Here is a 25237-nt window from a genome sequence, read left to right as displayed (position 1 = left end):
CCAATGCTTGCCACGTTTGGGCAATGCCGCACCTACCCGAGTCTCGTGACGGAAGGCCGAGTCTTCGAGGAACGGTTTTTTCCGTTCCCTCCTTTGCGCGCTTGCCAGGATGCGTCCGGACGATCTGTACGGTTCGCTACAAGCGCGCTGCAACATGGCCCGCGGTCGGTTCACCAGTGATGGTGTTCGTCCGCACGGTATCCGACCGCAGAATCCCGTTCCGCTTTCAATCCGCATCGTCCTAGGATCGATTAGGTCCATGCCGGAAAATTGATTGGCATTGATGGCAACTGCGCGAGAAACTACAGGAACTATAATGTGTCGTTGGTGTTAAGGCCGCAAATGTGTGATGCGAATTTGAGGAGCCTTTCATGTGCGATTACAGCCTGCATCACGTCTCATCGCGGCCTGCTCAGGTAGCTGACAAACTGGTTACAATGGAGCTTGCGCGATCAAAGGCGCGTGGCTTTGCTGCCGTTGGCGAACTCGGAACCAAGCTTGTTGTTCACGACGACGCACCTCAGGTAGCGGTCTGCCTACTTCCGGGAACGGAACTCGCCTTTGACGCTGCCGTCGAACATGATCGCGCTTTCAGTCCTAAAGTTTTGGGCGTGAGAATTTTTGGCAAGGTCCGCGTGAACTATAAGGTCGCCAGCTTTCGACAGGTCGACCTAGATGATCCGTACGTTCAACATGACGCCCTGGAATTCCCCAACGGGCAGGTCGTAAAGATCGACCGACTGATAGCCGGTCAAACCGCGACGGTCCTACAACTGCCGGCCGTCTCGCCGCGCAGCGACAACGACCATGAACATGCTCACGCTGGATCTGTTGTCCCTTCGCATGTGACACGTCTGGTTTTGAACCGGGTGCCGCGGGAGTTTGGAGTGGCGTCGATCCTGGTGCCGAACCAGGGCGTGGCGACATTGTGGGACGCTTTCCGCAGCACGGCAACCAGCCTCCAGCTTGTGTTGGCGCAAGCACTCCGGCGTGCGACTGCTCGTAAGCCTGATCTTGAGGCGGAATTGCCTGACGCAGGCCTCCATAGCAGCATGCCCGTGGTGGCGTTACCGCAGAAGCTCGCAAATCCGATGTCGGATATGAAGACCAAAGTTAAGTCTGCGGCTTAGCTGTCTTCTGCTTAGTCCGCGTCAAGAAGCCGGACTGAGGCGCGGACGAAGTCTTCGTGGTGAGCCTGCGACCCGAAGATATTCATGCAGCAAGGAATTGCAGGGGACCGCAGCGAAGCGATCGTCGGTCGCGTGGCAACAACAACGCAAGAGCAAACCCGTCGCCCCGCTGGCCATAACGGGAATAGAGGTGCATCTCGCGGCGAAATGTGCCTCACTAGGAGTTTCGCATTAGCCGTAGCGAAGACGAGAAACACGCAAGCACGGAACAAAAACCACAAGCACGATCCAAGCCGTAAGCACAAACGATAACCATGGGGGAGCGATAAGAACGAGCCATAGGGAACGAAGGAGTATACACATGGACATCCGAGCTCAAGTTTCGATGGTCTTTCACCTGGACAAGTGCATCGGTTGCCACACCTGCAGCATCGCGTGCAAGAACATCTGGACCGATCGCAAGGGCACTGAGTACATGTACTGGAACAACGTGGAGACCAAGCCGGGTACGGGTTACCCGACACGTTGGGAAGACCAGACCAAGTATCGCGGCGGCTGGGTCGTCGACGGTCAGAGGCAGAAGAGCCTGCGGCTGCGGCTGCAGGGCAAGTGGGGAACGCTGAGCAACATCTTCTACAACCCCTACCTGCCGACGCTCGACGATTATTTCGAGCCCTGGACCTACGACTACCAGAACCTGATCAACGCGCCCTTGGCCGACGAGCAGCCGACCGCGCGCGCCATCTCGATGGTGACGGGCAAGTACATGGACACCATTGAGGCCGGTCCGAACTGGGACGACGACCTCGGCGGCTCGCAGGTCTATGCGAACAACGATCCGAACTTCGACGGCGCCTCCGATGAGGAAATGCGTCAGATCAACGAGATCAACAGCACGGTGTTCTTCTATCTGCCGCGCATCTGCAATCACTGCCTCAATCCGGGCTGCGTGGCGGCGTGCCCGCAGGGTGCGCTCTACAAGCGCGGCGAGGACGGCGTGGTGCTGGTGAGCCAGGAGCGCTGCCGTGCCTGGCGCATGTGCGTCTCGGGTTGCCCGTACAAGAAGACCTACTTCAACTGGTCGACCGGCAAGGCCGAGAAGTGCATCCTGTGCTATCCGCGCCTTGAGAGCGGCCAGCCGCCGGCGTGCTTCCACTCCTGCGTGGGACGCATCCGGTATATCGGCCTCGTGCTTTACGATGCGGACGCGATCGAGGAGACGGCCAAGTCGCCGCAGGATCAGCTGGTGATGGCGCAGCGCAACATCATCAAGGATCCGTTTGATCCGGAGATCATCGCGGCCGCGAGAGCGAACGGGATTCCGGATTCGAAGATCGAGGCGGCGCAGAAGTCTCCGGTCTTCCAGTTCGTCAAGAAGTGGGGCATCGCGCTCCCGCTGCATCCGGAGTTCCGCACGCTGCCGATGTTGTTCTATGTGCCGCCGCTGGGGCCGGTTCTGGCCAAGGTGGAGAACGGCGTGTACGACAACATTGCTAGTGAATCACGGCTGGGACCGTTGATGAGCTCGCTGGAACGCTCACGTATTCCGCTTCGCTACATGGCGAGCTTGCTGGCGGGCGGCAACGAGGACATCATCCGCGGCGTCTACAAGAAGCTGGTGGCGGTGCGCGTCTACATGCGTTCGCGGAAGGTCAAGGACATTCCGGACGAGGAGGTGCAGCGAGCACTGGCCGAAGGCAAGACCACCGCGGCTGAGGTCGAAGCGATCTGGCGGCTCACGTCGATGCCGACCTTCGAGGAGCGCTTCGTGGTTCCGCCGATGGAGCGTGAGACGGCGGTTGATGCTCTGTTCCCGCAGCTCGACCCGGTCTCTCACAACTATCCGATCCGCAAGGGCGCGGTCGGCGTCGGCTTCCACACCGATCCGGCAAGAGGACCATAGGCCCTCTTCCCGCACGGCAAGGCGCGAGACGGTTCCGGGTTATGCAGTCGGACCCGTCTCGCGGAAGTCGCCCAGGCACAGCACGTGCACTGTTTATGATCTTGCTTATGATTTCTGTTGAGCGTGTGTGAACGCACGTGATGGTTTGTTCGCGCAGTAGCGTCCATCGGCACACAGGTGGATATCATACACCATGAGTCAGTGAACTCTGAACGACGCATCACCCTCACCGCCTGCAACACCGACTCCGTAACTGGTTATGAGTGCTTTGCGCGCGTCTTCAATACGTCCAGCCTTGAACAAGACGTTCGCCAGCTTGCTGAAAATATCCGGTACGCCCGGTTGTAGCCGAATCACCTCACGATACGCATTGGCGGCGTCGAGGTACTGACCCATGGCTTCGCAGGATTGCCCAAGCAAAAGCCACGGCTTGTAGGTATCAGTTCTCATCCGGGTAAGAAGCTTGAACACACGTTTTGCTGCTACGTGATCACTCTTGCCTGCAAGAAGCTGACCGTAACGATGGAGCGTGTTTTCGTTTCGCGGATCGGTCTCCAGAATCTGACGATATGCACGTGTTGCTTGATCGATCTTGCCTTCTTGATGAAGATCTGTCGCTTTCTTCAACGCGTCCGGGAGAGTCCGCACATCAAGTCTCCCGCCCAGATTGGAGCCGCTTCGCGTCGCGACAACGTAGCAATGAAGCCGTTGCTCCTTGACGCCGAATGAATATTTGTAGCGTTCGTTTCCACGAAGAAAATCGTAACGCTTCATTCCACGGGAAATGGCATAGCGAATGCTATGGCCGTGCAGGATAAGTCCGGGCTGCGGACCCGCAAAACTTTCGTCTCGTCCCGTTATGTAAAACAAAAGCGATTTTTTCTGCTCGTCCATCAGGATCGCGAGAGCGGCAAGGGGACGATCGCCAAGCCAAAGCGTAGGCAGCAAGAGTAACCCGCGTTCAAAGCTGCGCGAAAGCATGCCACGATGCCCACGGACAAGACTATCCGTAAGCTTGCCTTTTCTGGGTCGCCATTTGCTTTCCCAAAAACGAAGAAGCGTATTCAGGTCGGTCGCCACCGTTTCCTTGGTCGCGTGAGTAATGCGATATTCGCTATTGGCATCGACCGCACGCAACAAGCGGCGCAACTTCTGCCGCGTGTTGGAGCTGATGGTTTCAAGATACGCGTCCCAATCTTCCGGCAAGTCCACATATGGACAAATCGAGTTGTCGACCTGATCGGTCTTGTTGACGCGATCCGTCTGACTGATTGTGAACTTTGATTGAGAGAAGCAGGAAACGAGTTTGCTGAACCGAACATCCGAACCGCAGAAATTATCGAGAACAAGATCGGCCCAGTTCATACGCTTGATTTGCTGCGCAAACGCAGTAATCGCATCGGCCTCGGACTCGGGAATCGAAATAAGCCCAGTGTAGTCTGCGGCGTGGCTACCAGCCATTCTAAGATCGTTGAACAGACGCCCTGTGCCGTCGATTCTCGTATCAAGCCGAAGCGGAAAAAAAGCTACATAGCGAGAGGCTGATCCAGATTCCTTGGCCGCAAGGACAACCCATGGCGTATTGAGATTTTCCAGCCATGGAAAAAGCCAGTTCCAGGACAGATAAAGGGTCGCATGAGGATCGGCATCATAGACCTCGCCCCAGTTTTCTCTCAACTGGCTGAAAGCATCCATGTCCTCAATGACGTCGATATACATCTCAACCCTCTTTACGTCCTCGTGCTGTTCTTCCAGCGCTACTTTGCTCCCCTACCGCTCGCGAAACGCCCGTGACATGCTGTCATCGATGGGCTTCATAATGTACTGGAAGAATGTTCGTTCGGTCGTCTTGACGAAAACTTCCGCCGGCATGCCTGGCGTCGGATGGAAACCGTGAATCGCAGCGACTTCGGCCATATTGAGCCGCACCCGAATCACATAGATATCGGTCGGCCCGGTCTGGAGTGATTTTTTCTCATCGGCGACGGTATCGGCGGAGAGATAGATAACCTGTCCCGAAACCATCGGCGTGACCCTCTGGCTGAGCGCTGTCAGCCGAACCATCGCATCCTGGCCATGCTTGACGGAGTCGATATCCTGCGGTCTCACTCTGGCTTCGATGATCAATGGCTCATTGAGCGGCAACAGCTCCATGATGGGCTTGCCGGGCTCTACCACACCGCCGCGCGTATGAAAGCGCAACTTGACCACGACGCCCTTGACCGGCGCGCGGATCGTGGTCCGGTCCAATACGCCCTTTGCGCTCTGCATCCGTTCGCGGACGTCGACCAGTTCACCGCGCACCTCGTGCATCTGCTCGACTGCAGTCTTAATAACAGTCTTCCTTACGCCGTTGATCTGCTCCACCGAGCGGGATATCCGCTCCTTGGCGTCTCCGATCTCACCCATGATGCGGCCGACCTCGCCTTCGAGATTGGCCTGATTGCGTTGCAAAAGAAGAACGTCAGGCTTGCGCACGAGCCCGGCAGCCAAAAGATGTTCCTTGGTCTTTATATCCTCTTCGACGAGGGCGATCTGCCGCCGCACGCCGTCGAGTTGAACCTTGGATCCCGCGATACGCTCGTTCAGAGCCTTGATGCTGTCCTCAATTCCGGCAACGTCGCTGTTCGTATTGTTGCGCTGAGCAGTGAAGGCGAGAATCTGGGAGCTGACGATGTTGCGTATTTGCGGATCCGTTGAATCAGCAGCCAACTCAGGCGGAAAGTGAACTTCCGGTTCCTCGCGGACCTGTGCCTGCAAGCGCGCATCAACAGCCGTGAGCCGCGCGTTGCGAAGAAAAAGTCGCTGCATCTCAGTTTTTGCCGAGGTCCGGTCCAGTTCAACAAGGATCTGGCCGGGTTCCACGATATCACCTTCACGGACCTTGATCTCGTCGATCATGCCGCCTTCAAGATGTTGAACGATCTTATTCTGGCCAGTAGCCACGAACACGCCGGACGCCACGACAGCACCCGCGATCGGCGCCGTATTGCCCCAGACACCGAATCCCATGACCGCCGCTGCAATGACCGCCATTCCTGCTATGGTGAGGCCACGCGTCGAACGCGGCAGATCGACGTGCCAAGAAGGCTGATCACCTACCGTTGTCATGCTCATGACCGCTTCTCCAGGCTCATGTCTGTGCGCCCCATGATCATGATGCGTCGAGCATTGGCGCAGCCGAAGCGCTCTTTTTGCGGCCCGTCACCATCGGAATCACTTCATCACGCGCTCCGAACGCCTGCACGGAGCCGTTCGCCAAAATCATAATTTTGTCGACGCTCTGTAGCAGTGCCGGCCGTTGCGTGATGGTCACCACCGTCATCCGCTTCTCCTTGGCGCGCATTAACGCTTTTGCCAACGCGCGTTCGCCGTTCGCATCCAGGTTTGCGTTTGGCTCGTCCAGTACAATCAACCGAGGATTGCCGTAGAAGGCGCGCGCAAGGCCGATCCGCTGCCGCTGCCCGCCCGACAACGGGCTGCCATCCATGCCGATCACGGTTTCGTAGCCTTGGGCCATCTCCGATATCATTTCATGAACGTCTGCCGTTTCAGCCGCATCGAAGATATCTTCATCGACCGCGTCGGCGCGCATTCGCGCGATATTCGCCTTGATCGACGCCGGAAACAATTGGACCTCCTGCGGCAGATAACCGACGCTCTCGCCAAACTGGCGCGGATCCCAATTGCGCAGGTCCATCATATCGAGGCGGACATTCCCCGCGGTCGGAATAATCGAGCCGACCAACATTCGCGCCAGCATGGTCTTTCCGGTTCCGGAAGGCCCTACGATCGCCAAAGACTCGCCTGGTTCGAGCTGAAAGCTGATGCCGTTGAGAATGACCTTCTTATTGGGCGGGGGGACGTAGAGGATACGCTCGACACTGAGACGGCCCTCCGGGCGTGGCAACCGCAAACGATCGAGGTTGAGTGGTGAACTCTGGAGCAAACTCTTGATGCGAGTGTAGGCCGAGCGAGCTTGTATAAATTGACGCCATCCTTCGATCGTACCTTCCAATGGCGCCAGAGCGCGGCTGGCGACGATCGATGCAGCGATAATCATACCTCCGGTCAGCTCGCTTTCGAGCGCGAGATAGGCGCCCCAGCCAAGTATGGCGATCTGAGTGCCCAGACGCAGGAACTTTGAAACGCCAGTCATGATGATGTTGAGATCATGGCCGGCAACCTGCGCCTTAAGCGATTCAACGGTTTCCTTTCCCCAAACCTCGACACCTTCCGGAATCATGCCCATTGCATTGATGACCTGGGCGTTGCGCGCCATCGCTTCGGCCTGTAGATTTGCACGGGTCCCAAACGCATTTGCGCGCATAAAAGGTACCGCCGTCACACGCTGGTTGATGAGCGCGACCCCGACCAGCGCAGCGCTCGAGGCGAGCACGATCAACCCAAGTTGCGGACTGATCAGAAAGACGACGGCGAGGTAAGCGGGCGTCACCGGCGCATCGAAGATCGTCAGCAGAACCGAACCGGTGATAAAATGGCGCAAATGCTGCAAGTCCGCGAGGGTTTGAAATTCCCGGCTTGAACCGCTTTGTGCCGCCTTCGCCGCGGCGCTCAGGACGGGGCCGCCCAACCGCGCTTCGGTTTCGACGGCAATCCTCATCAGGATAAAACGGCGTATCATGTCCATCACGACATGAGCACCGATCGCCAGAATAACGATCGATGACAGCATGATCAGCGTGTCGACGCTTCGGCTGGTCAGCACGCGGTCCGACATATTGAAAAGATAAATGGGAATCGAAAGAACAAGAAGGTTTACAACAAGCGAGAAGATTCCCACAGTGATAAGGTTGCGTCGTGCGGCGGCCAGCCCCTTACCGAGAACATCGCGGAATTCGTTGCTGCCTGAGCGCTTTTGCAGTTGTGGATTGCTGCCGCCGCCGCCGTTGACAATTCCCTTGCCGTTATCATTTCCCCCGCCGCTCGCCGGCGCCAAAGGCGGCTCGGCTACCTTGCCATCCGGCACGACAGACGTCGGCGCAGTCTCCGTTTGTACATCAAGCGCTTCTGGAGACTTAACGGGCGATTCGAGGTCTGACCGAATACCAGATTCGGTTTGCTCGTCTAAGCTGGCGAGCGGATTGGACGTGACTCGGTTGTCACCCAGACTCATTTTGCCGCTCTCCTCAACCGACAGTTACGATACTTTGTCTACGATTAGTGGAGGACGTTGGCCATAGGGTCGTCGTGCGGAATCGGCGCAGGCGCGTGTTGTTGTTGATCTGGGTTAATTGTCGTTTCGTCCGACCCGATGAAGGCGATCACCTCGGGCACAAGAGCCTGAGGATCCGCGTTAGTCACGTTATCCGAATTTTGCTCCACGAGATTCGCCTGGATCAAAATGGAATCGCCGTAGACTTGTCCGCCGACATGGATGTTGGTGTTTCCAACGTCGACAATCACGGCGTCGTTGCTGAGCACGTTGCCGCCCGTTGCAACATTTTGGGTAGCCATGCCGTCGCCGTAGTAACCGGCCGTGATGGGCGATGGCGATCCCTGAATTTGAATCGCCAGGTTCGCGTCCGAGACGATGTTTGTCTGCCAGATCGCGTTCACATCGTAGTAGTCGCCTGTAATATAAAGAACGTTGAACGTGCCGCCATTGCCGGCAATCAGTTGTCCGAACGAAGGGACGAGCTCTGTCACACCACCCGAAACATTTTGGATAAGATCATCCAGACCCGCATTCCACGCGAGAGTGTTGGTGCCGCCGTAGCTCGAGATCGTTGCGTTGTTGGTGAGTTCATTCCCGCCCGTGGAAACCGTCTGGTTCGTATCGACGCCGTCGCCAGTGATCTTCACCGTATCGTTGTTGTAGAGAACGTTATTCTGGTAGATCAAGTTCATGCCGTGATAGCTGCCGCCGACGATGATCAGGTCGTAATTGAACTCCCCATCGTTGAGCAGCACAAAGTTGCCGAGCTCATTCTGGCCCGCATGAATTTCATAGTGGGTGCTTGAGCTGTTCTGCATCGTGACGTCGTTGTCAGACAAATAATTGGTCTGGATCAACGCTCGAATGTTATAATAATCGCCCTGCACGACATCGACGGACCAGTTCGGGCCGGCATAGTATTCCGGCACCGATTCATAGACGCCGGGGCGCTCGATAAAGTCGGCGATATTGGTAGCCTGGTTGCCGCCGGTCTCGACGTTGGCTCCGGTGCCACTGACCGTCACATGGTCATTGTCCATGTACGAATTGGTCTGGATGATCACATTGGTCTTGAAGTAGTCGCCCGCCACCACCATCGTTCGCGCAGAATCGGTCAGATCGACGATATAGGCGCCGTTGCTAGCGGTATTTCCACCGTCGAGCGCCCACTGGCCCAAACCCTTGCCGAGGTCAGGCGCCGGAGCAGGATCGGAAGCGGGAACCTCCGGCGGCCTGTCCTGTAGTTCGCCGTTCACATAATAGCCGGGTCCGATTGAGTGCGCGTCAGGCGTGCCGCCGCGATCGGCCCAGGCCTGATCGTGCGCTGCGACGAAAGCCGGAAGGGCGGCCGTATTTTGTGGAGCATGCCATTCGGTCGGAACGGCCGCGTCCGCTCCGGCGATCATTTGGGAGATCGCATGATCGGCGGCCGCGCTCAACGAGAACAGAAGGTTCGCGTCGTGCGTTCCGATCAACGAATCATTGTCATGCATATAGTTGAGTTGATGCGTCTGGACGTCGCTCTGCGTACCGCCATCCTGATAGGTGGCTTTGATAATATTGACCCCGCCGCCGGCGCCGCCTGCACCCGCATGCATCGGCGTCAGAAAATTGGGCGAGTGCATTGGACCAAATTTTTCGGGACCAATGTCTGGCGTGGGATGAGTAGGCAAATGCGGCGCGTAACCCCCTCCTCCCCCGAGTGGCAGGGGATTCTGCATGGGAGTAGGCCGGGTAACCATCTCATCGTCGATCGGCGTGAACTCAAAATGAGGCCGATGCGTCGTATAATCCTCGGTATGGGGACGATAAGATCCGTCATCGGGCGGCTCGCGGAAGCGAGCGATGTCGTCGAAAATTTTTAGATAGCCTGCGAAATGCCAGATGATTTCGGTTATACCGCCGGGCACCATAGGAGCCTCCTGCTTTTAGGCACGCAAAACGTCCCCATTCCGCGAGCGCCCATTGCAGTCTCAGAATTTCGGAGCAGTATTGATTAGTTGGCAAAAAAAGCCTGCGCGGCGATTGCCGCGCAGGCTGAAGGTCTATTAGCTTATGGATGAATGATCATCCTGGAAGTCTTGACCAGCGGTGATCGTCTGGCTGTTGAACTGGATGTTGGCACCCATTGTGATGGTCTGATTGAAGGCCGACTGATCTACCACAGTATCAGCGCTGAGCCCGGTGCTGGCGTGATCGAGGTTGCCGAGCGCACCATCGATTGAAGCCGTAGCACCAGTGACATGCGCATCCATATCGAACCCGCCACCACTGAGCGGATCGCCGCAGTCATACCCACCTTCACCACCGTTAAAGGTCACGTTCGGATTGTTGAGGTGATCGTTATCCACCAGGTTATTGACCTGGTCGATATTGAACTGGTTTCCGCCGCCGTTCAACGTCTGGTTGACCACATCGGGCATGATCAACGACTGTTCGATGCCGCTGATCCCGCTCAGATCAATGATCGGATTGGCGAAGCTGCTGGCATCCAGGTCCAGGTCAACATTGACGGCAACATCGACCTTGGTCTCGACGTTGTTCTCGACGTTGTTCTCGATCTTGTTGTCGAGGCTGTTGTCGACGGAATTGTCGAGCTTGTTGTCGACGGAATTGTCGAGCTTGTTGTCAACGCCGTTGTCGAGCTTGTTGTCGAGGCTGTTCTCGTTCGAGTTGTCGTTCGAGTTGTCGTTCTTGTTATCGCTCTCGTTACCGTTGCCGTTCCAATTCAGGTTACCACTCTCGGAATAGAGACCCTGAACAGCGGTCTGGTTGGCGAGCTGGGACTGACCCTGCTCCTGACCCTGACCCTGACCCTGACCCTGACCCTGCAGATTGGCCTGGCCCTGAAGCTGACCCTGCAGATTGGCTTGCAGATTGCCCTGCGCCTGACCCTGGCTCTGCGTCGGATCGTTGTCGTCGTCGCCATAACCACCGTTGTTGTTACCGCCGTGGTTGTTGTTATTACCGCGACTTCCCATGATATACTCCTAATCGAAGGAGCATCGTCGCAACTAAAGCGCGCCAATCTTCTACGTCAGCGGCCTTGTCGAAAAGCGATGCTAATTGTTGCGCCGGTTCTGCCGGCGGCGAGATCAGCGCGGATGCCGATTTCGCACGACGAAGCTCGCTCAATGGCCTTCCAACGGCTAGTTAGCCTTACGGAGATTTCCAATCGCCTTGAGGAGAGGGTGTGATAAGTCAAAAGGAGTAGCCGCCTACGGCTTTCAGGTCATTTTGACCGCCGTGATTGACCTAAGATCGGCCGCCGCTTTGCAAATGGGCTTCGAGCCGCGGCATGAAATCCCAGATTTCCCGGTTTATTCGCGCCATTTCCCGCACCGCGTCCGACATCTCACGAATGCGGGCTTCATCCATCGGCTTGATTTCACCGAAACGAAGCGTGCTGCTGGTCTGGACCAGGCGCATGGATTGCGTATGCAGTATCGCGCCGGTGGTATTGTCCACCGTATACATGCAGTGATTGAGTTCGTTGCGGATGTGGGTGCCTTCGTTGAAGCGGTCGATCAGGCGATCGAGTTCCTTGCTAAGCGCTTTGTCCGTGATCCTGATTCGCGCCAGCCGCTGGATGAGATCGAGCCTTGCCCGGGTGGTATTCAGTGTCGCAAACACGATAGCAGCCGTAGCCTGATCAGCTTTCAGAAGCAGCATGAGAACATAGATAAACAGGCTTTCGTTGTTGGACCAGTTGAAGACCAGGCCTCCAATCAGAGACAGGATGGTGGTCCGGCGATCCGCGGATTCCGGCGCTGCCGCCTCAAGCGCGGCGAAATCGGGTTTCTGAGGAAGGTGGTTGGCGGTCATTTCGGCCATCGCACTTAAAGCAGGCTCTTCGCCCGCGACGTCAAATGGCGCCGAGGACGTTAATCAACGACGGCGGTAAAGCGATAAGCGCTCTGTCCTGCGGGGCCATCGTCTCGTAGGATGGGAAGGAAGACAAGCCTCCACCGCTCGGAAGGGTCGGGAGAATCGGGAGACCAGAATGCTGCGCTGGGCGGTTGCTATGGCGGCGGTCAGGAGAGGACGTCGGGCAGCAGTGACGACGATCGGTCCGCTGGTTGAACGAAGTCGCGCTGCTCTGAACGGGATTCCCGATATCGTGTGGCGCGATCCTTATCTCGTCGGATTCATGCTGACGCTCATTACCATCGTCGCCCGAATCGGATGTCGTGACTTGCAGGACGACGACCTGAGCCTCGTTCAATCGCAAGCCTGGGGAGCGATCACGGGCATGGACGCCGATATGATCGGAGAAGACGCGTTGACGCTGAGCAATACACATCCACGGGAATTCCAGCATGGAAGCTACAGCGCGATGATGGTGGCCACACGTCTATGCGGCCCAGCCGTCGCTTCGATCGGCTATGAACCGTGGCAGGTCACGGACATTCCGTTGGAGATGGATGCTTCTGATGGCCGCAACATCAGCACGTCATTGAGCCCTGCCACGGGCAACTGGGCCGACGCTTTCGACGCCTACATTGCCGGGCTTCCCTTGGCAAAATGACCCTGAAAGTGTCGTGAGGAACCAGACTTGTCACGGTCTCGTAATGAGAATGCTATGGTCCGACCGATAAAATTGAATTAGAGTTGGCGAGGTTCAGATAGGGACACTCTGAATTAGGGTTTGAAATTATTGCAATAAAAGGAGGCTGGAGGCGGAAAGGTTTCGACGGGTTTGGGGTGGACCGACCTGTCCGTTACAGCGTTCAAGACTGATTGGTAGGAGTACCTATGAGCGCAAATGAAAGTCGTTGTTTTGAAAGCATTTATTCTTCCAGTCATTTCGCTCCGAAGGATAAGATAGTTCACAAGTTATCCGACCCGGCTCGAACAGCTTATCCACGTCCTCGTTTCGATCTTCGACCGCAGTTGAATGTCGGCAGCGCCTCCTGCGGGGCCTCGCCTCCAATGGGCCGACACATGCAGGCGCACCTGCAAAACGCGATTACAGTTAAGATTACAGTTAATATGGATCGGCCTTGGCAGGCTCGTCCAAAAGCTCTCGCAGCCGGAGCCTCCCCGGTTCCTACAGCGCACGCTGCGGCCCGCGATCACGAGGGCAAGAGCGCACAAGTCGTCAACGGAACGAAAGATTCATTCGATACCAAGACGAAGCGTGCCCGGAACGCAATTATCATTATTGATGATAGAGCATTTGTTCGCGATTGCTTGTTGCATTGTTTGCAAGCCAAATTTGTCAGTCACGCGGTTTTTTCGTTCGCAACTTTGTCAGACTGGATGAAGGTAGAGGATGATCTTCCCGCCCCCTCTGTCATCCTCCTCTGCAATCAGAGCGGTCAAAAAAAGTCGTTAAATGATGCCGACGACGTCGAGAGCCTCGCGCGCGTCGCCATGGACGCGCCATTGATCATCGTGTCCGATGTCGAGGACGGCTCACGGATCAAGCGCGCGATCGAGAGCGGTGCGCGCGGCTATATTCCAACGAGCATGACCCTTGGTATCGCAGTGGAAGCGGTGCGGCTGGTGGAAGCGGGTGGCACATTCGTGCCGATCAGCGCGATGTCGTCTTTTCAGGGTCAGGATGAAAGCCAGCTTTTCACCGCGCGCCAGATCATGGTGATCGAGGCATTGCGCCGTGGCAGGGCGAACAAGCAGATCGCATACGAGCTTGGAATGTGCGAAAGCACCGTGAAGGTCCATATCCGGCATATCATGCGCAAGCTGAAGGCTCGGAACCGGACAGAGGTCGCGATGATGGTGAGCAACTTGTTTGACAAGTTGGAACACGATCGACCTGATTGATCGGATGATTCAAGCTCCTTGGTTTGATATCCGATAGATTACCTTGAAACTCTATCTATGTTTGCCGGCGTGCGGTATTCGCGGAACAGCCTCGAGTCCCGCAACGCGGCAGACTATTTGTTTTTGGATAAGTGACAAACCGTACAAATCTTCGAACAAACCGTTGCAAATTGACGGCGCGCTTTTCATAGCAATGCAGAGTGAAAGTAGGGGGAAATCCCGATCTTCATTGAAGTCGTGGACACGGGCGTCCCTAAGCGCTTCGCCCCCGGCTGCGGGGCATTGGCTCTATGCATAAAAACATATCTCAAAGACGCGATCTATGCGCGGCCATGGCGCTCATGATCGGTTACAACTGCGCACCGTTTCGCACCGACCTTGCTGTCGCATCAGGCGGCGGCTAATTCACGTTCCGATCAAAGCCTCGCTGGCCAACCGACAATCAAAAATGAGCAGAGACGGTGAAGGAAGCGACGATCCCCTTTGCAAGTTCAATCTCAATAGGGCTTGCGGGAAAAACACTTGCCTGGTCGATCGCTGTCAAATGCGAAGCCTCGCGCAATCCGCTCTGCGTTCGTTCCTTGCCCGGTCCCTGCCTTCGAGAGCTTACCGCGCTTCGTAATGCCAGTGAGATCGTTCTTTGGATGGGAGCAACGGATCACGCTCGAGGCGCCTTCGCTGATCGTGGGACACCCAGCATCGACCATGCCAAGTCGATTCTCGACGACGAGGAATCCGGTCACCTGACGCGTTTTATTCACGCCGAGGATCGGATGAGCTATCTCGCTGCGCATGCTGGCACACGGCTTCTGCTCAGTGCCATTGCGGAACGCGAAGCCGACAAGTTGCGATTCGGGCGATCTGAGCTTGGTAAACCAGTACTCGTGAATGCTCCCGCCCATCTTGATTTCAGTATGAGCCACGCGAGAGGCGCCGTAGCTGTTGCAGCGGCATATATGCCGGTCGGGGTAGACATTGAGCCACTGCGAGACATTCGAGATATGAACGAGATGAGTGAGATCGTCCTCGCGTCGGAAGAACGGCAGATATTGGCGAAAACTCCGGATGCACTTCAGTCTCGCCTTTTTCTACGCTACTGGACGATCAAAGAGTCAGTTCTCAAAGCTGCAGGGGTTGGCTTTACCATTTCGCCTAACACGTTAATCGTCGACGCGGGTTCATCTCCTACCGTGCTCTCCGCGCCGGCTGCACTTGGGCCCACTGAGGAGTGGCGCGTGATCGCTCCGCTTAACACGCCCCTCAATGAGACACCCTGACGCGTTCTCACCCGGCCGTCAGGTCCCCGCCCTTCCGGCTCGTTTCAAGAGCGAGCAACAGCATCGCCGGAAGAGATAATCGTGTTCCCTGTCGCAGAGGAAAGAATACGTGGTTCCTGCGCTGCCTTTGCTTGGCGCCTGATGAACAAGGAGCTTAAGCGGAAGCGACGAGCTCACGCTGGGAGACTGTGGAAAGCAACGACTCAGCGATCTCTTGCGAACGCGTGGCAAGAACCGAAAGCAAGGTATCGCTGAGGCCATGGGAAGCTTCAGCGTATCCCTGAAGATGAATTTGCGGCCGGAATGCGGGGCTGGTGACGAACTTGTAGTGACGATCCAGCACGTCGTCTCGAACGTAGCGGCGGATCGATCCGAGAAATGCGTGGGGCGTTTCCCTGTCGTATCCGGTTGCCAGGATGACTGCATCGTAGGTCGAGCGATGGCTTCCGCCTTCGAATTTGTCGACTAGACCGATTTCGATTCCCGAGGAATCTGCATCTATATTCACGATCTCGCTACGCGGATGCAAGGCGACCTTGATATCGCCGCTGACGCGCTGCTGGTAGAGCAACCGATATAGCTGATCGAGCAGATCGGAATCAACGACCGCATAGTTTGTGTTCCGGAAATTACGAACGATCGCCTCTCGTCTCTCGCAAGGCTGCCCGTAGATGAAATCGGTAAAACTCGGATTAAAGATTTCATTGACAAACGGACTGCTGTCGGAGGGCTTCAAGGCGTGACCACGGAAGATCAAATCGATGCGGGCGTGCGGAAATCGGCTATGAAGGTCGAGCGTAACCTCGGTCGCGCTCTGTCCTCCGCCAACAACGGCCACCCTCGTTGCTCGACCACTCAGGCCGACATGCTCGATCCGATCGAGGTAACGGCTGGAATGAATCAACCTGGGATCATCAGCGACCTTGGCAAACACCTCCGGGATATACGGCTTGCCTCCAACCGCGACCACGAGGTTCTTTGTGAGGCGGATCGTCTCTCCGCCGGCGAGCGTCCGTGAATAAACCCGCAGGGATGTCACCGTTTGACCGGCTGTCACGGGTTCGACTGCGACTATCGTTTCTCCATAAGCAGTCTGAGACTTGAACCTGGCGGCCACCCATCTGAGATATTCGTTAAACTCCAATCGGCTTGGATAGAACGTCCGGCAGTTGATGAAATCCAGCAGACGGCCCGTCTTGTGCAGATAGTTCACAAAGGTAAAGGGACTGGTCGGATCGCGTAACGAAACAAGATCCTTGAGAAACGAGATCTGCATGTCGCTGCCCGGCAACAACATTCCGCCATGCCAGGTGAAATGCGGTTGCCTTTCCACAAACATAGGCGTGAACTTCAGGCGTGACCGCCTCGCGCACTCGTCCAGAGCAATCGCAAGCGCAAGATTGGACGGTCCGAATCCGACGCCGATGACGTCATGTTCGATTGCAAATTGATGGGACATGAGCCGCACTCCCGCTCGTAGCTTAGGAACTGACTACCGGACTGTCGGACGCCGGAAGCCAGAGCCGGTCGCCAAAGAAGCGCTCGCGCAGCAACATAACCAATGTCGCGCGCTTATGGGGAAAATCGAAATTCTTGATCTTCGCAAATCCCGATCGTTCGAGATTTCGGATTTGCTGAGAATGCGCGGCTGCCGGCTCACCTACGATACGCTGCGTGCGGCAATCGTCGAGAAACATGTAGTGCAGCAGCGAGGGCAGCCACGCGCTGATATAGCGGCGTCCGCGAAAAGCATCATTGCCGACGACGACATGCCAGCCGCGGTCATAGTCGTCGGCGTCATAGAACGGCGCGATACGATTTTCCTTGGCCCAGTAAATTTCGAAATAGCCGAACGGCTCATCGCCGAAGCAGCCAATAACAGGTAGCATGTGTGGATCGGCCAGCTTGTCCGTCAGATAACAACGGTGCTTCTCTAGATCACCAGCCTCGTTCCAGAACGCATCAACCCGCGGATCATTCATCCAGCGGTGCAACAAGTGAAGATCGTTGTCGATGTCAGCGACCTGAAACGAGATAGCCTGCGAAAGCCATGGAATGAAACGGCTGTATACCTTTCCGGTTGGCTTTGGAGCGCGGTGCGGATGCCATTTTCCGTCCGTCATGACATGGAGCTGAGGCAGTGGCGGTCGCTCGGGGTCAACAAGCCAGTTGTCTCGCCTCTGCATCACCATCTCAGGAACCAGAACGAGTCGATCCTTCGCGATGATCGCAACACCATTGGTGATCAGGTCTCGCGCCATCGAATCCTGACCCGCAACATCCAACACTAGTCGATCAAGACTGGGTCGCCACGCAAAAAGCGCCTCGGCAGAGGCCGACATTGCTCGCGTCGTGAGCTTTTGATCGTCCGACGCATATAACACATGGAGATGATCGACTTCTCGTTCGAGCCGCAACTCCAGCACAGTCACGTCGTCAGAAATGACACGAAGACGATCATCTGCCTGCAAAACAGTTAGCGCAGAATTCTGGCCGACCAGGAACGTGCAAGGTCCGCCTCCGGATTGTGAAGCCTTGTTCATCCGGCCCCTCGCATCTTATCATTGCTACCGCGATGTAAATCACTCCCGTATCAGATGACAAGGAATGCTATCGTACCTCAATTAGATTCCCTACAAAGTCCGACACCTTGTTTCAAATCGGGATTGAGCGCCGCCAATCCGCCCAGAACACGCACACTTATTGACTTATGATTGTCTTGTGTACGTCGCAAATCTGAATGTTCTAAAGCGATGCGTTGGTTGGAACTGAGGGAGCCTTGATCGTGTCGTGAAGCTTCTCCTCGCTCGCGACGATTTTTCCCTCTCGCAACCGCACGAGATGATCCGCCATTCCAAAATAGCGATCATCATGTGAGATAACGATGATAGTCTTTCCAATACGCTTCAGGTCCGGCAGGAGCTCGGTGTAAAAGATATGCCGGAAGGTCGGATCCTGATCCGCGGCCCACTCATCAAATACCAGGACGGGCCGTTCTTCGAGCCACGCGTTCATCAGAGCCAGTCGCTTGCGTTGCCCGGTCGATAAATCAGTTGTCGTAAAGGCGCCATTCTCAACCGAAACTTTGTGCGCGACTTCCAGTCGTTCCAGGTATCGCTCCGCGATATCAGGAACCACGTTGTCGCCCTGTATGAGGTCCTCAAACAGGTAATAGTCAGAGAAAATGGTCGTAAAGAGTTGACGATAATCGTCTCGCGTCTCGGTCGACACGGTCACGCCGTCACGAAGCACCATGCCGCCGTGCGGGGCGTAGAGCCCAAGAAGCAGCTTTATGAGCGTCGTTTTTCCGCTTCCGTTTTCGCCCACGATGAAAACGATATCCCCCCGTCTGATATGCAGATCAACCGGGCCAAGAACAAAGGGAGTTCTGCCCGGCACACCACGAAAGGCATACGTTACTTTCCGAAGATCGATTGATTCAATCGCGTCCGTCCGTTGCCCGACGGGACGGGCAGTCAGCAGATCGTGTTCAGGCGTCGAGAACTGCTCCGAAAGCTCGGCGATACGGCGTATCGCAACCTGAGCCCGGCTGAGCGCCGGCAGAATACCGATGACCTGATCAATGGGGCCACGCATGTAGAGCAGCACCAAAACAAAGCCGCTGGACACCGCGGCAGGGCTATCGGGCCAGAGGAAGGGACGCAGCGTCAGCGCCACGCCGATCACGACAAAAAACAGCATCGTGCCCAGCGATCGCGCGGTCACGAAAAGATTTATCGATTTGATCTGCACCCTGCAGATCATGTCAACGGTACGCTGAATCTGATCGGCATAGACGCGCTGACGGCGGATGCGGTTCAACCGCAATTCCTTTGCCCCTTCAGCTATTGCGCGATAGTGCTTGTGAAGCTGATCTTCGGCGTCGCGGGCGACACCGAACCCATGAACACCTCGCGTCCTTGCGTACCCATGCGCCAGAGAGCCGAGGATAATGACAGCTCCCGTAATCAGAAAAAGAGGCCAGGATAATGCGGCCAGGTAAACCATGCAGCCCAGCGTAATCACGAGCGACACGAAGAAGGACGAAAAGAAGAAAGCAAAATCGCTGATCGTATCGACGTCGTGCGTCAGTACCGGGATCAGCCGGTGCGTCCGGTAAATCTCGATCTGGTCGATCGGAGCGGCTAAAATTTTTGCGGCAAGCGAGCTGCGAAGGCCAGCAATGATCCGCTGCCCAACGTAATTTGCGCTGATGTCTGCGCCGATAGAACCCACCAGGATCAAGAGACACAGAGCCGTAAACGCGATGACAAGCGTTGCAACATCGGCTTGTGTTGCATAGAGCCCCTGATTGACGACCGCGAGCAATCCCGCAACGCTTCCGCCACCCACAAGGCCGAGGACGACGCCCCCAAGTACAATCGGCCAGTAGGGACGCAGCAGGTACAGGATTTGTGCCGTCAGGCCGTTTCGTAGATGCTTCATGAGTTTCGCGCGCTGGAGTAAAGCTTTAGCGAACCGGTATGATGCGAATACATGATGGCACGACCATCCTTTCAGAGCTTACTTCGCAGCAGTTTCTACGGATTCTAAATTGTGAACGATGCTCGTCATTCGCGCAGCATTTCCACATCAGGCCGCTCATTCGCTGCAATACGAAAAGCAGAGGCCAGCGCCTGCCCGATCTCTGCTCGCGCCTGAAGAGCATCCGCCACGACGTTTCCCATGCGGAGAAATTCATGAATCATTCCCCGATATATCCGGAGATCGACGGGAACACCGGCGGCGCTGAGCTTTGCCGCGTAATGGCGTCCCTCGTCTACCAGGGGATCAAATTCGGCAAGCAAGAGAAACGCCGGAGCCAGCCCTGCGAAATCGGGTGCGGCAAGCGGCGCAAAACGCCAATCCTCGCGGTCACTATCGTTACACAGGTACTGTCGAAAAAACCAATCGACAGTGCTGCGTTCCAGCAGGTAGCCGGAACCATACCTCTCGTACGATTCAGACGTTTGCCGGGGACTTAACCCCGGATAGGCAAGAACCTGCAGCACCGGCCGCGGCAGGCTCCTATTTTTTTTTGCTTCAATGGCGAGCGCTGCGGCAAGCGTTCCGCCGGCGCTGTCGCCACCGACGGCCACGCGGCCCGGATCCAGTCCAGCCGCTGGACCCTCGCGACCGATCCAGGCCAGCGCATCAACGGCATCCTCGAAGGCGGTTGGAAACTTGTGCTCGGGGGCAAGTCGATAATCGATCGACAGCACTGTCGCGCCGCTGTCTTCTGCAAGACCGCGGCACAGCGGCTGATGCGAATCGAGGCTTCCGACGACGAAGCCGCCACCATGCATATAGAGAAGGACAGGAAGCGGACTGCGGCTGTTCGGCTCCTCCTGTGCATAGAGCCGCGCGCCGATCATCGCGCCGTCACGCATCGGCAGCGAAAGATGACGCTCGCAAGCCAGCGCCGGCGGATCGACATCGAGCAGCGGCGAGGATGCGTCGAAATCGGCCCGCGCCTGCACGGCCGTCAGTTGCGGAAATGGAGTGCGCGCGCCACTTTCGGTGCCTGCCTGTACCATCTCGAGCAGCGCCTCGATGTCCGGATGAAGATTCATGACAGCGCTCATTCGGCTGGTTCGGGGATTGGATCCGGTAACGCGGTTGATGCCGCCTGGGGCGCTAGCAGCATACAAAGTTCGTCCAGCAGGCGCTCATTCTTAAGGATAGCAAAATGGTCATCTCCGGCGACTCCACGATCGGCGGCGTTGGGCAGTTGTGTTTTCAGCCGATCGCGCTGTGTCAACCGGCTCGATGTCCACCAGCACAGTGGCGTAGCCGTGAGGCGGCGAGGAGGCAAAGCATTGTGCGTCAGAGTTTTCAGGCAGCGCCCAACAGAGAATGCGCTCGCGAGGTCGTCTTCACCGAGCAACAGCTCGCCGCCCGATAGTCCGCTGGACTCTGCCATAATCTGTGCGACCAGATCTCTGATGTTCTCGGAGGTTTCCGGCCGGCTCGCGTTTTTGGCTATTTCGATACGCTTGTTGATGTGAGAGACCGCTGTTCGCGGAAGCACGGCCGACAGTAGTCCTGCGAGTTCATCAGCCCAGTGAACAGCCGCTTCCCCGCTCAATTCAGCTTGCTGACGCACCACGAAACTATCGACCAAAGCAAGATAATCGACCTGCTCACCGGAGCGTTCCAGCTCAGCGGCAACGAGGGCGGCGACAAGGCCACCGAGCGACCATCCGATCAGACTGTACGGACCATGCGGCTGTACCTGCCTGATCTCCGTCGCATAGTCTGCGGCCATAGCGTCAAGCGAACGCTCGCGCCACGCCCTGTCGACCAGCATTCTGGACTGCAGTCCGATCACCTGTCGGCGCCCCTCCAGACGGCGCGCCAGCGCCCCATAATCGAAGACGGTGCCGAACCCGCCATGCACGCAGAACACGGGCTGAACACCGCGAACCGCGGCGTTCAACGGCAGCAGCGCCGATGGCGCCGACACGGATGCCGAAACCGCGGAGCTGCTATCGGCAAGCAGCGCGCGGATCGTCGGCTTCTGCAGCAGATCACGTAGTTTGACCTCGATGCCGAACGTCTTGTCTTGACGGAGTCGAGCCACGATCTTGAGGCAAAGGATCGAATTTCCGCCGAGTTCGAAGAAGTTATCGGTCACGCCGACATGCGGCACCTTGAGGACGTCGGCCCACAGGCGCGCCATCGCGGTTTCGACAGGCCCATGCGGAGCGACGAAGCTTCGCGCTGTCGTATCGGGCGCCGGCAGCGCGCGCCGGTCGACCTTGCCGCTCGACAACACGGGTAGCCGCTCAAGCACAATGATCCGCGCGGGCACCATGTAGGTCGGCAAGACCTGCTTCAGGAACTCGGTCAATCTTCCGGCCAGCGCATCGGCGGCATCTCCGGATGCATCCCTTACCGTCCTCGGCGCAACATAGGCGACGAGCTGATTGCCTTTCACGCGCGGCAGCGCCACCACTGCCGCCTGCTTCACCTCCTTATGGCGAAGCAGCGTGGTCTGGATTTCTCCAAGCTCGATCCGGAAGCCGTTGATCTTGACCTGGTCGTCGCTGCGGCCGAGATATTCGATGGTGCCGTCTTCGCGCCATCGCGCGAGATCTCCCGTGCGGTACAACCGGGCACCGGGCAACGCGGAAAATGGATCGGGTACAAATCGCTCGGCGGTCATGCCGGTCTTGCCGTGATAACCGCGCGCCAGTCCAAAGCCGCCCAGATAAAGCTCTCCGGCGACCCCTGCGGGGATGATGTTGAGCGAGCTGTCGAGAATGTAGGCGTGGCGATCACCCACCGGCACACCGATCGGCGCATAAGGCGTTTCGCATTCGCCAGCGCCATCGACTTTCCAGACCAGCGGCGTGACGACAGTCTCCGTCGGCCCGTAACCGTTGATCAGTATCTTCGGCTTCAAAATGCGCCTGACTTTATCGAAGCCCTCCTTCGGCATTGCCTCGCCGCCGAAGGAGTAGAGCTTGACCGGCGGCGGGTTGCCTGTTTGCTCGACCGCTTCTGCGACCTGCTGCAAATAGGCCGGCGGCAATCCGAGATGGCTGACGTGATGCGCATGCAGGTTTTCGACCGTCTGTTCCGGCGTCCACAGTTCAGCGTCGCGCATCACCAGCCGCGCGCCATGGGACAGCACCGTCAGCCAGCGTTCATGGGCGCCGTCGAAGGCCAGAGACAGGAAATGCAACTCGCACGAGTTCTCATCGATCTCATACAGATTGCCAGTGACGTGGCAATGCATGGCGAGTGGTCCATGGGCGACGGCGACGCCCTTCGGTACCCCCGTCGATCCTGAGGTGTAGATCAGGTAAGCGAGATTCTCGGCATGCAACTCCGGTTGCGGCTCATGATCCGGTCCCGAATCGAAATCAAACAGGGGAAGGGAAATTCTTTCCATCTCATCCGGACCGCCTTCAACATCGAGTTGTCCCGTCAGCAGGAACGAGACCCCGGCATCGCACATGACGAATGAGCGCCGCTCAGGTGGAAGCTCCGGATCGAGCGGAACATAGGCTCCGCCTGCTTTCAGGACAGCGAGCAGCGCGATCATTGTGGTCTCGGTCCTTTCGACCACGACCCCGACGCGCTGCTCGGGCCTTAGCCCGCGGGCGATCAGGTGGTGCGCAAGGCGATTAGCCTTTGCGTCGAGCACGCCGAATAAGAGCACTGCGCCGCCGATAATCAGCGCCGTTCGCTCCGGATGTTGCTTCGCATAACGATGAATCGCCTCATGCACGGGTGGCAGCATAGAGCCAGCCGTCGCGTGGAAATTGCAACTTTCGGCAAGGGCTGCATCGATAGCGGTAACCGGATTGATGCTGGCAAGCATTTTCGACGCATCCAGCGTCAACGCGCCAAGTAGATGCTCGAACTGCACTCTGATCTGATCCGCCTGCATCGCCGTAAAGTGGCTCGGCATATAGGTGTATTCAATCTGAAGTGTGTCCTCGACGAGCACCGACAGGTCCATCGGATAGTTCGTCACGTCGACGTTATTCAGACCACTGAACTTCAGCGAGCCGTCCCCTTGACGCATACTGCGCTCGATTGGATAATTCTCGAATACGATAATGCTATCGAACATCGTCTGACCGGAGCGTCCGGCCCAGCCCTGGATGTCGTAAAGCGGCGTATGCTCGTAGTTGCGGATATCCGAATTACGATCCTGGATCGCGCGCAGCCATTCTCCAATCTTGCTGGCGAACGAAGGCGTTTCGATCACGGGCAGCGTATTGATAAAGAGCCCGAGCATCTGCTGCGATCCATCAAGGCTGGCTGGCCGGCCGGAAACGGTAACGCCGAACGTTACGGTCCGCTGGCCGGTGTAACGTTGCAGCAGCAGCGCCCATACGGCCTGAACGATGGTGTTGAGCGTGATCCGCTCACGGCGAGCGAATGCCTTGAGCTTCGCGGTCGCGGCCTCTTCGAGCCGCGTATAGCAGCGCGCATGCCCGGATGCCGGATGGCGGCGCGTGCCGAAGGCATCGGCGAGTTGCGTCGGCTCATCGAACGCCTTGAGCTGTTCGCGCCAGAATCTTTCCGCTGCGCTGGCATCTTGCGCTAGCAGCCAGGCGATATAGTCGCGGTAGCGCGCCGGCTTCGCTGCGGACGCCGCGCCGTAATAGCATTGCAGTACGTCGCTAATGAACCGGGCCGAACTCCAGCCATCCATCAGAATGTGATGATAGGTCCAGATCAGCCGATAGCGATGGTCATCAAGGCGCAACAGCCGCACGCGCTGCAGTGGCGGCGCGGAAAGGTCAAACTCGGCGGTGCGTTCATCGGCAAGCGCCGCTGCGATCTGCTCCTCGCTGATCGCCTGACCGCGCCAGTCTTCCTGTTCAAATGGGGCAATGGCGTCGTGATAGACGACCTGAAGGGGCGAGCCTGACAGCTCGCGCCACAGGAAACCGGTTCGAAGTATCTGATGGCGTGCGGTCACCTCATGCCATGCATGGCCCAAACGGCCGGCGTCGAGGCCGCTAACCTCGACGCTGATCTGATTGACGTAGACGCCGCTGCCGGCATCGCGCAGACTGTGAAACAACATGCCCTGCTGCATCGGGGACAGCGGGTAGACGTCTTCGATGCGGCTCAGGTCCAGACCGAGCCGTTCGAGCTGTTCGTCCGATAGCTCCACGAGCACATCGTGTTTCGGTTCGAATCGATCGTCGGCTGCATCGGCATCGCGAGACAATGCCACCAGCGCCTCGATCGTCTGATGACGGAAGACATCGCGCGGCTCGATCAGCAGACCTGCCTGGCGGGCGCGGCCGACCATTTGCAGCGAGATGATGGAGTCTCCGCCAAGCTCGAAGAAGTTGTCGGTGACGCCGATGGTGGGCTGTTGCAGCAGGTCGGCCCAGATCGCCGCGAGGGCTGCTTCCGCCGGCGTGCGCGGCGCGATGTGCCCGGCCGAGGCCGCAAGCTGGTCCGGCGCCGGCAGCGCCTTGCGGTC

General features: G+C 57.3%; 16 protein-coding genes. 5 read left to right on the top strand and 11 right to left on the bottom strand.

Annotated features, from left to right (window positions below):
* The first annotated feature begins 371 nt into the window (after nucleotides 1–371).
* Nucleotides 372–1130: a hypothetical protein gene (locus AC1RT6_RS20480; RefSeq protein ID WP_472791443.1), complete on the top strand. Its 759-nt coding sequence runs from the start codon at nucleotides 372–374 to the stop codon at nucleotides 1128–1130.
* Between the two features lie 361 nt (nucleotides 1131–1491).
* Complete coding sequence (gene narH, locus AC1RT6_RS20475) at nucleotides 1492–3033, top strand: nitrate reductase subunit beta (RefSeq protein ID WP_472791442.1); 1542 nt, start codon at nucleotides 1492–1494, stop codon at nucleotides 3031–3033.
* A gap of 198 nt (nucleotides 3034–3231) precedes the next feature.
* Here narH and AC1RT6_RS20470 read toward each other — a convergent pair whose 3' ends face one another.
* From AC1RT6_RS20470 to AC1RT6_RS20445, 6 genes are all read right to left on the bottom strand, one after another.
* Nucleotides 3232–4752, bottom strand: a complete 1521-nt coding sequence (locus tag AC1RT6_RS20470) for a GNAT family N-acetyltransferase (protein ID WP_472791441.1) — start codon at nucleotides 4750–4752, stop codon at nucleotides 3232–3234.
* Between the two features lie 51 nt (nucleotides 4753–4803).
* A complete protein-coding gene (locus tag AC1RT6_RS20465; protein ID WP_493029635.1) occupies nucleotides 4804–6150 on the bottom strand; it encodes an HlyD family type I secretion periplasmic adaptor subunit in 1347 nt (448 codons plus the stop codon).
* Nucleotides 6151–6187: 37 nt separating this feature from the next.
* Nucleotides 6188–8170: a type I secretion system permease/ATPase gene (locus AC1RT6_RS20460; RefSeq protein WP_493029634.1), complete on the bottom strand. Its 1983-nt coding sequence runs from the start codon at nucleotides 8168–8170 to the stop codon at nucleotides 6188–6190.
* 44 nt (nucleotides 8171–8214) lie between these two features.
* Nucleotides 8215–10125, bottom strand: coding sequence for a hypothetical protein (locus AC1RT6_RS20455; RefSeq protein ID WP_493029633.1), 1911 nt, complete (start codon nucleotides 10123–10125; stop codon nucleotides 8215–8217).
* Nucleotides 10126–10260: 135 nt separating this feature from the next.
* Nucleotides 10261–11193 (bottom strand): hypothetical protein, encoded by a 933-nt coding sequence (locus tag AC1RT6_RS20450; protein WP_472791437.1) that lies wholly within the window; start codon nucleotides 11191–11193, stop codon nucleotides 10261–10263.
* Nucleotides 11194–11467: 274 nt separating this feature from the next.
* Nucleotides 11468–12037, bottom strand: a complete 570-nt coding sequence (locus AC1RT6_RS20445; protein WP_472791436.1) for a hypothetical protein — start codon at nucleotides 12035–12037, stop codon at nucleotides 11468–11470.
* A gap of 178 nt (nucleotides 12038–12215) precedes the next feature.
* Here AC1RT6_RS20445 and AC1RT6_RS20440 point away from each other — a divergent pair, with 178 nt between their 5' ends.
* The 3 genes from AC1RT6_RS20440 to AC1RT6_RS20430 all read left to right on the top strand — a co-directional run bounded on the left by AC1RT6_RS20440 (nucleotide 12216) and on the right by AC1RT6_RS20430 (nucleotide 15276).
* A complete protein-coding gene (locus AC1RT6_RS20440; protein WP_079447419.1) occupies nucleotides 12216–12740 on the top strand; it encodes a hypothetical protein in 525 nt (174 codons plus the stop codon).
* A gap of 734 nt (nucleotides 12741–13474) precedes the next feature.
* Entirely contained in the window at nucleotides 13475–13999 is a 525-nt protein-coding gene (locus AC1RT6_RS20435; RefSeq protein ID WP_472791435.1) for a response regulator transcription factor, read from the top strand.
* 644 nt (nucleotides 14000–14643) lie between these two features.
* Nucleotides 14644–15276, top strand: a complete 633-nt coding sequence (locus tag AC1RT6_RS20430; protein WP_079447417.1) for a 4'-phosphopantetheinyl transferase family protein — start codon at nucleotides 14644–14646, stop codon at nucleotides 15274–15276.
* Nucleotides 15277–15430: 154 nt separating this feature from the next.
* On the opposite strand, the gene AC1RT6_RS20425 is transcribed toward AC1RT6_RS20430, so the two are convergent.
* From AC1RT6_RS20425 to AC1RT6_RS20405, 5 genes are all read right to left on the bottom strand, one after another.
* Nucleotides 15431–16735 (bottom strand): lysine N(6)-hydroxylase/L-ornithine N(5)-oxygenase family protein, encoded by a 1305-nt coding sequence (locus AC1RT6_RS20425; protein WP_493029632.1) that lies wholly within the window; start codon nucleotides 16733–16735, stop codon nucleotides 15431–15433.
* Nucleotides 16736–16757: 22 nt separating this feature from the next.
* Nucleotides 16758–17819, bottom strand: a complete 1062-nt coding sequence (locus AC1RT6_RS20420; protein WP_079447415.1) for a GNAT family N-acetyltransferase — start codon at nucleotides 17817–17819, stop codon at nucleotides 16758–16760.
* A gap of 202 nt (nucleotides 17820–18021) precedes the next feature.
* Nucleotides 18022–19722, bottom strand: coding sequence for a cyclic peptide export ABC transporter (locus AC1RT6_RS20415; RefSeq protein ID WP_079447414.1), 1701 nt, complete (start codon nucleotides 19720–19722; stop codon nucleotides 18022–18024).
* 125 nt (nucleotides 19723–19847) lie between these two features.
* The gene (locus tag AC1RT6_RS20410; RefSeq protein ID WP_079447426.1) at nucleotides 19848–20849 is read right to left on the bottom strand and encodes an alpha/beta hydrolase; all 1002 of its coding nucleotides are present in this window, start codon (nucleotides 20847–20849) and stop codon (nucleotides 19848–19850) included.
* Between the two features lie 8 nt (nucleotides 20850–20857).
* Nucleotides 20858–25237, bottom strand: a 4380-nt coding sequence (locus AC1RT6_RS20405; RefSeq protein WP_493029631.1) for an amino acid adenylation domain-containing protein, incomplete at its 5' end; no start/stop codon positions are given.

The organism is Nitrobacter sp. MLSD-S21 (assembly GCF_058809865.1).
Note: the sequence above shows the minus strand (reverse complement) of the source record. Positions and strands in the feature narration are given on the sequence as shown.